Annotated in this window: 12 protein-coding genes; 7 read left to right on the top strand and 5 right to left on the bottom strand. The window is 59.9% G+C overall.

What is annotated here, in order from left to right; translation table 11 throughout:
* Nucleotides 1-95: 95 nt before the first annotated feature.
* The gene (acs, locus tag WBK19_RS16865; protein ID WP_511291789.1) at nt 96-2,057 is read right to left on the bottom strand and encodes an acetate--CoA ligase; all 1,962 of its coding nucleotides are present in this window, start codon (nt 2,055-2,057) and stop codon (nt 96-98) included.
* 251 nt (nt 2,058-2,308) lie between these two features.
* Between acs and WBK19_RS16860 the strand changes: the two genes are divergently transcribed.
* Nucleotides 2,309-2,845, top strand: a complete 537-nt coding sequence (locus tag WBK19_RS16860) for a TIGR00645 family protein (RefSeq protein WP_511291787.1) — start codon at nt 2,309-2,311, stop codon at nt 2,843-2,845.
* Nucleotides 2,846-2,858: 13 nt separating this feature from the next.
* A complete protein-coding gene (locus tag WBK19_RS16855; protein ID WP_511291785.1) occupies nt 2,859-4,391 on the top strand; it encodes a fumarate hydratase in 1,533 nt (510 codons plus the stop codon).
* A gap of 68 nt (nt 4,392-4,459) precedes the next feature.
* On the opposite strand, the gene WBK19_RS16850 is transcribed toward WBK19_RS16855, so the two are convergent.
* A complete protein-coding gene (locus WBK19_RS16850) occupies nt 4,460-5,647 on the bottom strand; it encodes a diguanylate cyclase domain-containing protein (protein WP_511291783.1) in 1,188 nt (395 codons plus the stop codon).
* Between the two features lie 201 nt (nt 5,648-5,848).
* Between WBK19_RS16850 and WBK19_RS16845 the strand changes: the two genes are divergently transcribed.
* Complete coding sequence (locus WBK19_RS16845; protein WP_511291781.1) at nt 5,849-6,652, top strand: hypothetical protein; 804 nt, start codon at nt 5,849-5,851, stop codon at nt 6,650-6,652.
* Nucleotides 6,653-6,673: 21 nt separating this feature from the next.
* Here WBK19_RS16845 and WBK19_RS16840 read toward each other — a convergent pair whose 3' ends face one another.
* Together WBK19_RS16840 and WBK19_RS16835 are read right to left on the bottom strand one after the other, a co-directional pair.
* Nucleotides 6,674-8,332 carry a CorA family divalent cation transporter gene (locus tag WBK19_RS16840; protein WP_511291779.1) on the bottom strand — a complete coding sequence of 553 codons (1,659 nt, stop codon included), beginning with the start codon at nt 8,330-8,332 and terminating at the stop codon, nt 6,674-6,676.
* Nucleotides 8,333-8,466: 134 nt separating this feature from the next.
* Nucleotides 8,467-9,720, bottom strand: a complete 1,254-nt coding sequence (locus tag WBK19_RS16835; protein WP_511291777.1) for a GGDEF domain-containing response regulator — start codon at nt 9,718-9,720, stop codon at nt 8,467-8,469.
* A gap of 423 nt (nt 9,721-10,143) precedes the next feature.
* Here WBK19_RS16835 and ilvB point away from each other — a divergent pair, with 423 nt between their 5' ends.
* The gene (ilvB, locus tag WBK19_RS16830) at nt 10,144-11,814 is read left to right on the top strand and encodes an acetolactate synthase large subunit (RefSeq protein ID WP_511291775.1); all 1,671 of its coding nucleotides are present in this window, start codon (nt 10,144-10,146) and stop codon (nt 11,812-11,814) included.
* Between the two features lies 1 nt (nt 11,815).
* Nucleotides 11,816-12,127, top strand: coding sequence for an acetolactate synthase small subunit (ilvN, locus tag WBK19_RS16825; protein WP_511291773.1), 312 nt, complete (start codon nt 11,816-11,818; stop codon nt 12,125-12,127).
* Between the two features lie 10 nt (nt 12,128-12,137).
* On the opposite strand, the gene WBK19_RS16820 is transcribed toward ilvN, so the two are convergent.
* Nucleotides 12,138-12,485, bottom strand: a complete 348-nt coding sequence (locus tag WBK19_RS16820; protein WP_226495669.1) for a PilZ domain-containing protein — start codon at nt 12,483-12,485, stop codon at nt 12,138-12,140.
* A 177-nt stretch (nt 12,486-12,662) separates the two neighbouring features.
* Between WBK19_RS16820 and menB the strand changes: the two genes are divergently transcribed.
* Nucleotides 12,663-13,487 (top strand): 1,4-dihydroxy-2-naphthoyl-CoA synthase, encoded by an 825-nt coding sequence (menB, locus tag WBK19_RS16815; protein ID WP_511291771.1) that lies wholly within the window; start codon nt 12,663-12,665, stop codon nt 13,485-13,487.
* Nucleotides 13,484-14,440: an o-succinylbenzoate synthase gene (locus WBK19_RS16810; RefSeq protein ID WP_511291769.1), complete on the top strand. Its 957-nt coding sequence runs from the start codon at nt 13,484-13,486 to the stop codon at nt 14,438-14,440. Before menB ends, WBK19_RS16810 begins: the two co-directional genes overlap by 4 nt.
* The last annotated feature ends 16 nt before the right edge of the window (nt 14,441-14,456 follow it).

Here is a 14,456-nt window from a genome sequence, read left to right as displayed (position 1 = left end):
CCTTTTGGGCGACCATTGTCTCCTCCTTGCCTTATAGTCTTTGGAGGCAGCGTGGCAAGCTCGCCGCCTCCTGGCTCATGCCGGAACGAGGCTTTTTAGCCCTTCAGTTGTTCCAGAATAGCCGGGTTCTCCAGCGTCGAGGTGTCTTGCGTCAGTTCCTCGCCCTTGGCCAGACCACGCAGCAGACGACGCATGATCTTGCCCGAACGGGTCTTCGGCAGGTTGTCACCGAAACGGATGTCCTTCGGCTTGGCGATCGGACCAATTTCCTTGCCAACCCAGTCAGACAGTTCCTTGATGATGCGCTTGGCGTCGTCACCGGTCGGGCGAGCACCCTTGAGCACGACGAAAGCAACGATGGCTTCACCGGTAAGGTCGTCTGGACGGCCAACGACGGCAGCTTCGGCAACCATCGGGTTGGCAACCAGGGCAGATTCGATTTCCATCGTGCCCATGCGGTGACCGGAAACGTTCAGCACGTCATCGATACGGCCGGTGATGGTGAAATAACCGGTGTCCTTATCGCGGATGGCGCCGTCGCCAGCCAGGTAGTACTTGCCCTGGAAGTCGGCCGGGTAGTAGGACTTGACGTAACGCTCGTCGTCGTTCCAGATCGTGCGGATCATCGACGGCCACGGCTTCTTGCAGACCAGGATACCACCCTGGCCCCACGGCAGATCGGCACCGGTCTCATCGACCACGGCGAACTGAATGCCCGGGAACGGCAGTGTGCAGGAACCCGGAACCAGCGGGGTAGCGCCCGGCAGCGGGGTGATCATGTGACCACCGGTTTCGGTTTGCCAGAAGGTATCGACGATCGGGCAACGGCCGCCGCCAACGTTCTCGTAGTACCACGTCCAGGCTGCCGGGTTGATCGGCTCGCCGACCGAACCGAGGATGCGCAGCGAAGACAGGTCGTAGCTCTTCGGATGCACAGCAGCGTTGTTGTCGGAGGATTTGATCAGCGAACGGATGGCAGTCGGAGCGGTGTAGAAAATGGAAACCTTGTGGTCCTGGATCATCTTCCAGAAACGGCCGGCATCCGGGTACGTCGGGACGCCTTCGAAGACCACTTCGGTGGCGCCGCAGGCCAGCGGGCCGTAGGTGATGTAGGTATGACCAGTGACCCAGCCGATGTCGGCCGTGCACCAGAAGACGTCGTTCGGCTTGATGTCGAAGGTCCACTTCATGGTCATGATGGCGTGCAGCAGGTAGCCGCCGGTGGAGTGCTGAACACCCTTCGGCTTGCCGGTGGAGCCGGACGTGTAGAGCAGGAACAGCGGGTGTTCGGCTTCGACCCATTCCGGTTCGCAAACGTCGGACTGGTTGGCAACAGCGTCGTGCAACCAGGTATCACGACCGGCAACCATGTTGACTTCGGCGCCAGTGCGCTTGAAGACGATAACGTTCTTGACCGACTCGCAACCACCCATGGCGAAAGCTTCATCAGCAATCGGCTTGAGCGGGATTGCCTTGCCACCGCGGAACTGGCCGTCGGAGGTAATCAGGGCAACGGCGCCGGCATCGTTGATACGATCGCGCAGGGACTGAGCGGAGAAGCCGCCGAAAACGATGGAGTGGATGGCGCCGAGGCGGGCACAGGCCTGCATGGCGCAGATGCCTTCAACGGTCATCGGCATGTAGATTACGACGCGATCACCCTTCTTGACGCCCATGCCGCGCAGGGCATTGGCGAACTTGGCGACCTTGGAGAGCATTTCCTTGTAAGTAACCTTGGTTACTTCGCCGTTGTCGGCTTCGAAAATGATCGCGACTTTTTCGCCCAGACCGGCTTCAACCTGGCGATCCAGACAGTTGTAGGAAACGTTCAGCTTGCCATCGGCAAACCATTTGAAAAAGGGAGCGTTGGATTCGTCAAGCGACTGGGTAAAGGGCTGCTTCCACGTGATCATTTCACGAGCGCGCTTGGCCCAGAATTCCGGGTAGTCGGCTTCCGCTTCCGCGCACAGCGCCCGGTAGGCGTCCATCCCCGAAACCGCTGCGTTCTTGACCATTTCGTCAGACGGATAAATTAGCTGCACGGACTCATTCGACATATTCTTCTCCTCTGCGGTACTTCGCAATTTATGTTGAAACAACCGATTAGATCCCAAGCTTGACCCTGGAACTGTGTAAAGCCGCGCAAGCCGGAGAACACCACACTCCCCCGCCAGCGTTGATGCGGCATTAGACGTCGATATTCTTACATTGTCCTTACGAAATCACGCTGCGCCGCAGCATTTCAGTGGATTCCGGAAGGCGACGGGTCGCGTGATAAACTTCACTTCCCCAATTTACGATTCCAAAAATGAGCTCGCCAATCAAATCCCTTGAGACCTTCATCTTTGCCAGCCGCTGGATTCAGGCCCCGCTCTATCTTGGTCTGATCGTTGCCCAAGTGGTCTATTGCTGGCTGTTCATGGTCGAACTGAGTCACCTGGTTACCAGCGTCTTCGACGCCGCCCATTTCAGCGAAGCCGACGTCATGCTGGTTGTCCTTGGCCTGATCGACGTCGTGATGATCGCCAACCTGCTGGTCATGGTTATTGTTGGCGGCTACGAAACCTTCGTCTCACGCCTCGACCTCGATGACCATCCGGATCAGCCGGAATGGCTCTCCCACGTCAATGCTGGCGTTCTCAAGATCAAGCTTTCGACCGCCATCATCGGCATCTCGTCGATTCACCTGCTGAAGAGCTTCATCAATGCCAACAACCTGTCCGAGCACACGCTGATGTGGCAGGTGATCATTCACGTCGTATTCCTTTTCTCCGCCCTGGCCATGGCGATGGTAGACAAAACCATGACCCAGACCCTCGCTCTTCAACACCAGAAAAACCACTGACCCGGAGTTGCGCATGACCGCCATCAAACAAGAAGACCTTATCCAGTCCGTTGCCGATGCTTTCCAGTACATCAGCTACTACCACCCGCTCGATTACATCAAGGCCCTCGGTGAAGCCTACGAGCGCGAGGAAAGCCCCGCCGCCAAGGACGCCATTGCCCAGATCCTGACCAATTCGCGGATGTCGGCCGAAGGCCACCGTCCGATCTGTCAGGACACTGGCATCGGCATGGTCTTCATCAAGGTCGGCATGCAGGTCACCTGGCCGGATGCCACCATGAGCATCCAGCAAATGATCGACGAAGGCGTCCGCCGCGCCTACGGCAACCCGGACAATCCGCTGCGCGCCTCGGTGCTGGCCGACCCGGCCGGTGCCCGCAAGAACACCAAAGACAACACCCCGGCTGTCGTCCATTTCGAAATTGTTCCCGGCCATCACGTTGAAGTGATCTGTGCCGCCAAGGGCGGCGGTTCCGAAGCAAAGTCCAAGTTCGCCATGCTCAACCCGTCCGACGACCTCGTCGACTGGGTGCTGCATAAAATCCCGGAAATGGGTGCCGGCTGGTGTCCGCCCGGCATCATCGGCATCGGCATCGGCGGCACGCCGGAAAAGGCCATGCTGCTGGCCAAGGAATCAATCATGGCGCCGGTCAATATTCACGAACTGAAGGCCAAGGCCGCTACCGGTGCCAAGCTGACCCGCCCGGAAGAACTGCGCCTCGAACTGTTTGAAAAAATCAACGCGCTCGGCGTCGGTGCCCAGGGCCTCGGCGGCCTGACCACAGTGCTCGACGTCAAGGTGCTCGATTACCCGTGCCACGCCGCCAACCTGCCGGTCGCCCTGGTCCCGAACTGCGCGGCAACCCGGCACTGCCATTTCCATTTGGATGGCTCCGGCCCGGCCAAACTCGAAGTACCGAAACTGGAAGACTGGCCGGCTGTCACCTGGACGCCGGACCTCAAGGCCGCCACCTCGGTTGATCTCAACACCCTGACCAAGGAACAGGTCGCTGCCTGGAAGCCGGGCCAGAAGTTGCTCCTGAACGGCAAGATGCTGACCGGCCGCGATGCCGCGCACAAGCGCATTGCCGACATGCTGGCCAAGGGCGAAAAGCTGCCGGTTGACTTCACCAACCGTGTCATTTACTACGTTGGCCCGGTCGACCCGGTGCGTGACGAAGTTGTAGGACCGGCCGGCCCGACTACCGGCACCCGCATGGACAAGTTCACCCGCATGATGCTCGAACAGACCGGTCTGATCTCGATGATCGGCAAATCCGAACGCGGCCCGGTGGCCATCGAGGCGATCAAGGACAACAAGTCGGCCTACCTGATGGCGGTTGGCGGCGCTGCCTACCTGGTCGCCAAGGCGATCAAGTCGGCCAAGGTCGTCGGCTTTGCCGATCTGGGCATGGAAGCCATCTACGAATTCGATGTCGAGAACATGCCGGTGACCGTTGCCGTCGACTCCTCCGGCGTCAGCGTGCACGAAACCGGCCCGAAGGAATGGCAAATCAAGATTGGCAAGATTCCAGTCTCTGCCTAAGGCTTTCTCTGGACAACAAAAACCCGGCCAAGGCCGGGTTTTTGTTGGGTCGTTTCCGGAAAGAACAGTCAGCAGTTTTCTTCAATGTTTCCGGTCGGGCAGAGCGGAGGTTCACCGGAGGCGCGCAATTTTCGGCATTTTTTGCAGACCGCACTGATCCAGCCCTTGCAGGACATCATGTCGGGGAGCGACTCTTCGGCCAGCATCTCTTTCAGGCGCGCAAAAAACGCCTCCTGGTTGATGCTGTCCCCGCCGCAACCCGTCGTGCAAATAACCCGGTTGCCACCGGAAAGATGCGCCGCATCATGACGGCTGATCGCCAAATGCAACAACTCGTCAGTCGTCGTTGCCGCGTAGTCATCCGGCAAGGCAGCGATGCCCACACTGATGGTTACGGCAACTCGCGTACCCTGTATCGAAATATTTGCATCCGACATCGCCTTGCATACGCTGCGGGCAAATTTCTCGCACTGCTCGCGCCCGGCCATCTTTGAAATGATGGCGATGCGCCCGCCGACCAGCGGCAGCATGCTTTCATCCGTATTTATCTTGCTCCCCAGCAGACCGAGTATTTTCTGGACAATTTTGTCTGCCAGATCCCAGCCATAACGAAGCCTGAAGTCTTCGTAGCCATCCAACCCGAAGACCAGGACACCACGGGGTTGCGGATCATGAATCAGAGCCAGCGAGTCTTGCAGGCACGGGTCGCCGGCATCTTCGGACAGCCTTATCGCAGGCGCACTTTGGTTTTTCGGCGGCGCGTCACTCAGGCCGGGAAGGCTATCGACACGCTGCAAGAAGTCACTCACGCTGACTTCGCTTTGCTCGCCGAATTCGGCAACAACTGCGGTCGAATCGGTTGGTGAATTCAGATCAGGGTCAATCAGGCGGAGCAGTAAACTCTGAAACTCCGGACCGGCACTTCTTTTCGGAATGAATTCGGAAACACCGAGTTGTTTTGCCTGCGCCCGCCCATCTTCGGAGAAGCTGTCGGAAACCAGCTGAAAATAAGGCAGCTGATTGAGGCGAGCCAATTTACTGGCCCTGAGCCGCTCGACAAGTCCGGCCCCCTCGAGCGTGGTGATATCCAGCCCGGAAAAAACGGCGATGATCGACGAGTCAAGAACAAGCGTTTGCCACGCCGACTCTGCATCGCGCTCTTCGCAAACCTCAAAATGTCCGCGCAAAAGCTTGCCAAGTGACGCTCGAACCAGCCGCGAAGCGTCCACAACCAGGACTTTCTGCAACTTCGTCATATCTCTTCCACGCAAATTCGCTTGTAGGACACAATTGTAAGAATGTTACGACCAAAGGAGTAGTTTAATTCATTCGGTGAAATGCCGCTTACATTACTGACTTTTTGTTCATTTTCTCATTTCGCCTGAATTGATATATTTTTCGGCCCGTCGATCCCCTGAACGCCTGACCACCCAGTCGGGAAATACCTGCCCGCTAACATGTTCCGCAAATTCCGCATCCTGCTCCTGCTGCTTGTCCTCGCCACTGTCGGCCTCGGCGCGTGGCGCTCGAATTCCCGGCTGACGGCTTGGGAACACACCATCCATGTCGCGATCTATCCGATTGCCGGCGACAATTCTCCAGCCACCGCCGCCTACGTTAGCGGCCTGAATAACGAAAGCTTTACGGAAATTGCGCAGTGGCTGCAGCAACAGACGGAAAAACAGGGTCTCGCCATACTGCAACCGGTGGCGTTGCGCGTTTCACCGCCGCTGGCCGAAATACCGCCCTTGCGGCCGAGCCAGCCGAGCGCAATGGATGCCGTATTGTGGAGTCTGAAGCTGCGCTGGTGGGCATCCCAGCACGACAAGATCGACGGCCCGAAACCGCATGTCCGGCTGTTCGTGCTCTTTCACGATCCCGCACTCCACGCGTCGGTGCCTCATTCGACCGGCCTCAGCAAGGGGCAGATCGGTGTCATCCATGCCTACGCTTCACGCCTGCAGCGCCGGCAGAACGCCGTGGTCATTGCCCACGAAATGCTGCATACCTTCGGCGCTACGGACAAATATGATCTGGCGACCCTGCAGCCGATCTACCCGCAGGGTTATGCCGAACCGGGACGCGACCCGCGCCTGCCACAGGAGATGGCAGAAATCATGGGCGGGCGCATTCCGCTGGACGGGCAGACAGCCGAAATCCCGATCAGCCTTGCCGATACGCTGATCGGACCGGAAACTGCCCAGGAAATTGGCATGATGCGCGGGCTCCCACGGTCAACCGGGAAAAACAGCCAAAAATGAAATCGCTTTCCGGCCCTTGAATCAGCGCTCGGTCTTGCCAACCACACCCCATAGCGCGCGGAACTTGCCGCTCAACGTCAGCCTTTCGTCTGACAAGGCTTCAAGGAAATCGGACATGCGCTTCGACTTGGCCACGGCAAACAGCACCAACCCGACGAACACAGAAGTGGCAATCAGCCCGTGCAGCGCACGTTCGAATATTGAACCGTCACCAAAGGCAATGATGTTCATGCCGAAATAGCCGGTCGTCACCGTCGCAATCAGACCGAGAATGGTGATCACGGTCAGCCGGACGACGGTGTTCGATTGCCGGCGCTGCGAGTCGCTGTCGAGGTAATGGCTCATCTCGCGAATTTCGTCGCGGACATCGTCGTACAGCGCATCGTTGTGCAGATGATTGGAACACAGCCGGTACATCGCCTGCACGTGCGGCCGTTCGGAAAGCTCGTGGAACCAGTAGCGGTGGGTGAAGCGCAGGAAGGTTTCGAAATTGGCCCGGATCCGCCGTTTGAAGCGGCGGACGGAATTATCGTTGCGGATATCGAGATCATTGACCGCATCGACCAGCACCTCGGAAAACGCCAGCAGCGAAGCCCGATGCAAATGGGCGATGAGGAAAACGAGAAAATACTGGTGACGGAATTGCGCCAGAACGCCGCGCTCGCCATCGACAAAAAACGGAAATGCCGTATCGCCGACCACCGTGAAGGCGTTGCCGGTGCACATGAAGCGCGTGTTCGGCCCGGCCTCGCTGTCGGTCCAGAAACGGTCGTGACAGAACCGGCTTTCGAACTCGATGACGCCTGGTTCGTTGATCGGCAGCGTTTCGTTCGGGTGCAGCATGGTCGCCAGACCGATACGTACCCACTCCTCGCGACATAGCGTGCGCGGCTGATCCACGGCAAGAAAGGCCATGACCGGCATGCGCTGGTATTCGATCAGGCGGTAACGCAAATCGCCCTCTTCGTCGGAATGCGCCAGCACCATCGGCCGCAGCAGGCTGGCCCAATGCTCCGAAATGCAGGGGCTGCGATGCTGGCAAACGTAGCTCAGATATTTCTCGCGTTTTTCTGCATCGGAACGGGCAATGACCTGACCATCGACGCCAATCCACTCAGCCAGATAGACGTTGTGCAAACCTTCGCCGCCCTCTTCCCAGCCGGACGGATAAGCCCGCCCGAAGCGGAACAGGAAATCGCGCACGGTATCGAGCGGCAGGTTATTGGCCCGCACCTCGAGATTGAGTTGCACGACATCAAGGTCATGGAAGAAATAGAGATCGAGGTGCACGATGTCGAGCTCGATCGGCGCCTGCCCCTTGCGCAGCGTCACACGCAGCCGGTCAATATCCTTGCGCCGGAAAACGTGCATCGGCGAGCCACCCGGCGGGTCTTCCCGCGACGAATTGCGCGAGCGGCCCTCACCGTAGAGAAAGCGCTGGACATAGGGCAAAAATGAAACGAACTCACGGTAATGGCGCTCCTTGAACTGGCCGGCATCCTCCATGAACTCGTCATCAATCCGGCGCCACGGATGCGTCTCCGTCCGCGACTCGAAAATTTCCCAGTGCCGTCCCTCGCTACCGGTAATCGCCATCGGTTCAAGCTGTAGCGGCCAGACCAGGCTGGCGTGAAAGAGCCGAACGCGACCGTTCTCCGGATCGCTCTGCGTGTCGGTCATACGATTTTCCCCGTGTGGACTGCTCATGCCGATCCTATCGCCCCATCAATAGTCTCGAAGTATCCAACAAATCGGCTGATCCGCAATGGACAAAAGCCGGCTCCCAGCCAGCCTTGCCACCTCTGCGGCAATGATCAGGAAACCATTCGTTCGGCCCGGGCGCGATCCCACAGGCGCTTGTTGATTTCCTCGATTGGCAACTCGAAACGGAAGTGTTTGTCGAGTTCCCTGAGGATGGGCATCAATTGCATCCCGACCGTCCCCAGGCAGGGCCTCAATTCTGCAGGATCGATCGTCGCCAGCAGTTCCTTTAGTTGAGGCACGAAGGATTCACAACCACCAAGGCCGGCCCCCTGCAGGCCCGATGCGGCCATGACCCGATTGCCACCGGCCCGGGCGGCAGTATCGAGGCGCTCGTAGGCCAGTTGCAGCAGAGCCTGCTCCGACAACTCGACGCCGTCATCGGGAACAACCGCGACGCCAACGCTGACTGTCAGATGGATGCGCTGGCCTTCGACGGATATCTGCGCGCTCGCCATCGCCTTGCAGATACGGTTGGCAAATCCGGCACAAATCGAGGCAGACGTTGATCTCGTCACAATCACCACCCGACCATCAGTGAGTTGCCCGATAAAGTCTTCCGGCCGAATCTTCCTCGACAACAGGAAACAGAATCGCTGCGCCGAACTGAACGCCAATTCGGCCCCGTAGCGAACGACCAGATCATCATAGCCGTCGAGGCCGAAGGCCAGAACGCCTACGCCATGGCCCTCCTGCGCCTCGGGTAAAGTTTTCGCCAGATACTCTTCAAGCATCTCTTCGGCGAGCACCGTATCGTCGTTGCTGTAGTCGTCGTCTCCCGGCTCTTCGCGCTCCGTTGGCTCCAGTCCGGCAATCTGCCCCATGATGTTGCTGATGCCGATATCGGATTGCGCACCAAACTGCTCGAAGGGTTCTTCAGGAAGCGGCGGTGGCGCCTGAACGCGCCCATCTGCTGCGTCCTCTCGCCACTCCATCTGGGCCGAAACAAGGCTTTCGATCGATGGACTGGTCGATCCCTTCACGACAAATTCGGTAACACCTGAGTTTTTCGCTTTTTGCCGTTCATCATCGGAAAAGCTGTTCGAAACCATCAGCAAAAACGGAACGTTCTTCAAGCGCGACAACTTGCTGTCGCGCAGGCGCTCAAGCAAGCCGCGGCCATCGTCTCTGTCCAGGGTCATTCCGGAGACGACGGCAACAATGGCACTGTCGAGGACCATGGTCTGCCATGCCGACTCGTCATTGTCCTCATCACGGACTTCAAAACGATCAGACAGTTGCTTGGTCAGCGATGCACGAACAACTCTCGATGCATCGACAACCAGAACCTTGCGCTTATTTGCCATCTATATTCCAAATTCGCGAATTATTTCAAATACTTGAATTTCATCTCCACCGGGATTCAAGTGTAAACGACCCGGCACCATCCAAGTCAAGATTGGCGCATGTAAATATCTGTTGCGCGCCCGTCAACTCAAAGCCCCGTTGGTACTTGATTTTGTTGCCCAGCTAATCCATAGTTCGAAAACTGTTTTTTTTGCCCATTCTCAGGAAATCCGATGAACGCACGCCGTACCTTCCGCTCAGCCACTGCCTTTGCAGTGGAACCGGTTGTCGTACGCGTAGTCGTAGTAGGCGTCGTTATGCACGCGCCGTCGCGGATCGGGTAAGCAGAAGCAGCACAGAACCCCAAACCCCGCCGGCGCAAACCGGCGGGGTTTTTGTTTTTGGAGCCCGCCGGTTGCGCCACCAACCAAAAGGAAACCTCCATGACAGAAACTCTCACCGGCGCCCAGATCACCGTGCGCCTGCTTGAACGCCAGGGCATCCGCACCGTGGCCGGCATACCCGGCGGCGCCATCCTGCCGATCTACGATGCGCTCGGCCAGTCGTCCGCCATCCATCACGTACTCGCCCGCCACGAGCAGGGGGCCGGCTTCATGGCCCAGGGCATGGCCCGCGCCACCGGACTGCCGGCCGTCTGCCTGGCCTCCTCCGGCCCCGGCGCGACCAACCTGCTGACCGCCATCGCCGACGCCAAGCTCGATTCGATTCCGCTCGTCGCCATCACCGGCCAGGTGCCGAAGGCGATGATCGGCACTGATGCCTTTCAGGAAGTCGACACCTACGGTCTGAGCATCCCGATCACCAAGCACAACTTCCTCGTTTCGTCGGCCGATGAACTGCTCGAAGTCATCCCGCGCGCTTTCCGGATCGCCGCCTCCGGCCGTCCCGGCCCGGTGCTCATCGATATCCCGAAGGACGTGCAGACGCAGGCTATCGAGATCAGCGAATGGCCGGAACCCGGTCGCGCCCTTCCTGCCCCGGCTGCCGATTCGACGCTGATCGAACAGGCCGCGGCGATGATCAACGCGGCCGAACGGCCGATCCTCTACCTTGGCGGCGGCGTCATCCATTCCGGCGCTGCTGTGGCTGCGATTGAACTGGCCGAAAAGGCCAGCCTGCCGACCGTCATGACGCTCATGGCGCTCGGTGCGATGCCGGTCGATCACCCGCTGGCGCTGGGCATGCTCGGCATGCACGCCGCCCGCTACACCAATCTGGCGCTCGACGAATGCGACCTGCTGATCGCCGTCGGTGCCCGTTTCGACGACCGGGCGACCGGCAAGGTGGCAGCCTTTTGCCCGCAGGCGAAGATCATCCACATCGACATCGACCCGGCTGAACTGGACAAGATCAAAACGGCGCACATCGGCATCACGGCCGACATCGGCGAAGCACTCGGCCAATTGCTGCCGGCCGTATTTCAAAATTCGCGAAAAATCTGGGTTGACCGTAGCAATGCCCTGAAAGCCGAGTTCCCGTTCGATCTGCACAGCACCGACAATCCGCGTTCGCATTTCGGCCTGATCCAGAGCGTCGCCGCCTGCCTCGACGATGATGCCATCATCGCCACCGACGTCGGCCAGCACCAGATGTGGGTCGCCCAGGCTTACCCGCTACGCCGGCCGCGCCAATGGCTGACCTCCGGCGGGCTAGGCACCATGGGCTTCGGCGTGCCGGCCGCCATCGGCGCGGCGCTGGCCGAACGTCAGCGCACTGTCGTCTGCTTTACGGGCGACGGCTCGATCATGATGAACATCCAGGAACTGGTCACCGCCGCCGAGGAAAACGTGAATATCAAGATCGTGCTCATGGACAACGCCACGCTCGGCCTCGTACACCAGCAGCAGACGCTGTTCTACGGCGAGCGCCTGTTCGCCTCGCAGTTCAGATCGTCGCCGGATTTCGTCAAGATCGCCCAGGGTTTCGGCATCGCCGCGGTCGACCTCGACACCTCGGCCAACCCCTGCGCGACGCTCATGGAGGCCATTTCCCGCCCCGGCCCCTGCCTGATCCACGCCAGCATCGATGCCGAACAGAAGGTCTATCCCATGGTGCCACCGGGCGCCGCCAACCGCGACATGATTGGAGCCTGAGATGAACGCGATCAACCGTAATGAACAAAACGCACTGGCCCGCGCTGTGCTGGAAATCGACGTCAATAACCACGCCGGCGTCATGTCGCACGTCGTCGGCCTGTTTTCGCGCCGCTCCTACAACGTCGAAGGCATCCTCTGCCTGCCCGTCGGCGATGGCCAGCACAGCCGCATCTGGCTATTGGTCAACGAAGACCAGCGGCTGGCGCAGATGATGAAGCAGGTGGAAAAGCTTGAGGATGTCATCGCGATTCGCCGGCACAACGCCGACCACGCGGTATTTCAGGACTTGGAAACTTTCTTCCGGCCCTGAGGAAGAACAATCAGGAAGCTGCCGGGGTTTCCCGGCACTTCCGCTTGTATTCGCGAATCAGTTCGAGTTCGTCATCGCTGATCGACTCGAAGCGCAAACCAACCAGCCGGCGCTCACCAAGCCGGCGGATGCGCATGATGCTGACGTAGGCTTCGACCTTTCCGCCAAGATCGGGCGAATCGATCCGGCAGACACCAACTTCACCGCTCGGCTTGGCGCCGAGAACGGCCGCATCGATCAGCACGCCAATACCGGAAACCGAAATGTCAGCCGCCGGCAACTCAAGGTGCATGCCCCCTAGACTCAGGGAGACATGGCCTTGGAGAAATACGCGAGGGGAGCGGCGACGTTCTTTCACGATGGATTTCCAGCACAACACTAGACAGACATTTTTGCACGGGCGTGGTTCAAACGCACGACAATTACATGGATTTACCATAGCCACTCTGCGCGGCGAAATCCAGCGCCCCGGCGCCGATGCTGCCTTGCCAAGGCCCGGCTATACTCTGTCCTCCTGCCCAACCATTCAAAAAACATGACTCAGAGCATCAGCTGGCAAAGCGCCCACGCTTACACCGACATCCTCTACGAAACCGCCGAAGGCATCGCCAAGATCACCATCAATCGGCCGGAAAAGCGCAATGCCTTTCGCCCGGAAACGGTCAATGAACTGATCGACGCCTTCCACCGCGCCCATCGCGACAACGCCATCGGCGCCATCATCCTGACCGGTGCCGGCAATGAGGCTTTCTGTTCTGGCGGCGACCAGAAGGTGCGCGGCGCCGAAGGGTACATCGACGAAGGCGGCACGCCGCACCTCAATGTGCTCGATTTGCAGATGCAGATTCGCCGGTTGCCCAAGCCGGTGGTGGCCATGGTCGCCGGCTTTGCCATCGGCGGCGGCCACGTCCTGCACCTCGTCTGCGACCTGACCCTGGCCGCCGACAACGCCCGCTTCGGCCAGACCGGGCCGCGCGTCGGCAGCTTCGATGCCGGCCTCGGCGCCGGACTCATGGCGCGGACCATCGGTCTCAAGCGGGCCAAGGAAGTCTGGCTGCTCTGCCGCCAGTACGATGCCGCGACGGCACTAGCCTGGGGGCTGGTCAACGCCGTCGTGCCGATCGACAAGCTTGAAGAAGAAACGGTGAACTGGTGCCGCGACATGCTCAAGCTGTCGCCCATGGCGCTGCGCATGATCAAGGCCGGCTTCAACGCCGACACCGACGGACTGGCCGGCATCCAGGAACTGGCCGGCAACGCCACCGGCCTGTTCTACATGAGCGAAGAAGGCCAGGAAGGCCGCAACGCTTGGCTCGAACGCCGCCCGCCCAACTTCGGCAAGTATCGCAAACGGCCGTGAAAATCATCGGCGCTGACTGGCTGCCCTACTCGTTACCGCTCAAACGCCCGTGGCAAACCAGCCGCGGCGAGTTTTATCAGCGCCAAGGCCGCCTGCTCCGCCTGCAATCGGCCGAAGATCTGACCGGCTGGGGCGACTGCGCCCCGTTGCCCGAATTCGGCATCAGCGAGGCCTTGGCAACAGCCTTCGCCGAAGAATGTGCCCACCTAGACCTGATCGCCCAGCAAGCCGGCCTGCCGCTCAACGCCTGGCTCAGTGGCGAACCGCCGGTAAGCAATCTCACGGTCAACCGGAATTTTGGGCCAATTTTGAAATGCTCTGCGGAGGCGCTGGCCGACGCAGCCAACGCCGGTTTCAGCGTCCTCAAGCTCAAAGTCGGCATCGCCCCGGTCAGCGACGAAATCGCCGCCCTGCACCAGCTCGCTGGCGCCTTGCCCGCCGGACTGAGCCTGCGCCTCGATGCCAACCGTGCCTGGAACTGGGCCGACGCCCAAAGCTTCATCGCCGCCTGCGCCAGCCTGCCCATCGAAGGTCTCGAAGAACCACTGGCCGAGCCGACGCAAGTTTTACTGCAAAAATTGCAGTCGACCGCAGCTTTCCCGCTGGCCATCGACGAGTCGATCCATCTCCTTGACGCCGACTTTTTCCGCCATCCGCCGGTCGGCCGCATCGTCATCAAACCGGCCCGCCACGGCGGCCTGCTGGCCAGCGTCGAACTGGCCTTGCGAGGCCGCGCTTCCGGCCTTGAGGTCATCGTCACCTCAAGCCTGGAAAGCGCCTGCGGCCTGCTCGCCTGTGCCCATCTCGCCGCCGCCGTGGCGCCGGACGCCGTGCACGGCCTGGCCATGGCCGACTGGTTTGCCAAAGACACGGGCGCCACGCCAGCCATCGTCGGCGGTCAGTTGCAACTACCGACCGGCCCCGGGCTCGGCTTTCAAACTTTCCTGCCTTAAGCCCCCCCGGCAGCCA

Source organism: Azonexus sp., from assembly GCF_049652925.1.
Classification (GTDB): domain Bacteria; phylum Pseudomonadota; class Gammaproteobacteria; order Burkholderiales; family Rhodocyclaceae; genus Azonexus.
Note: the sequence above shows the minus strand (reverse complement) of the source record. Positions and strands in the feature narration are given on the sequence as shown.

Bases quoted from the DNA above. Each gene is read 5' to 3' on its own strand.
- ilvB (WP_511291775.1), top strand. From the start codon at position 10,144: ATGACAGAAACTCTCACCGGCGCCCAGATCACCGTGCGCCTGCTTGAA.
- WBK19_RS16860 (WP_511291787.1), top strand. From the start codon at position 2,309: ATGAGCTCGCCAATCAAATCCCTTGAGACCTTCATCTTTGCCAGCCGC.
- acs (WP_511291789.1), bottom strand. From the start codon at position 2,057: ATGTCGAATGAGTCCGTGCAGCTAATTTATCCGTCTGACGAAATGGTC.
- WBK19_RS16840 (WP_511291779.1), bottom strand. From the start codon at position 8,332: ATGACCGACACGCAGAGCGATCCGGAGAACGGTCGCGTTCGGCTCTTT.
- WBK19_RS16850 (WP_511291783.1), bottom strand. From the start codon at position 5,647: ATGACGAAGTTGCAGAAAGTCCTGGTTGTGGACGCTTCGCGGCTGGTT.
- WBK19_RS16845 (WP_511291781.1), top strand. From the start codon at position 5,849: ATGTTCCGCAAATTCCGCATCCTGCTCCTGCTGCTTGTCCTCGCCACT.
- ilvN (WP_511291773.1), top strand. From the start codon at position 11,816: ATGAACGCGATCAACCGTAATGAACAAAACGCACTGGCCCGCGCTGTG.
- WBK19_RS16835 (WP_511291777.1), bottom strand. From the start codon at position 9,720: ATGGCAAATAAGCGCAAGGTTCTGGTTGTCGATGCATCGAGAGTTGTT.
- WBK19_RS16855 (WP_511291785.1), top strand. From the start codon at position 2,859: ATGACCGCCATCAAACAAGAAGACCTTATCCAGTCCGTTGCCGATGCT.
- menB (WP_511291771.1), top strand. From the start codon at position 12,663: ATGACTCAGAGCATCAGCTGGCAAAGCGCCCACGCTTACACCGACATC.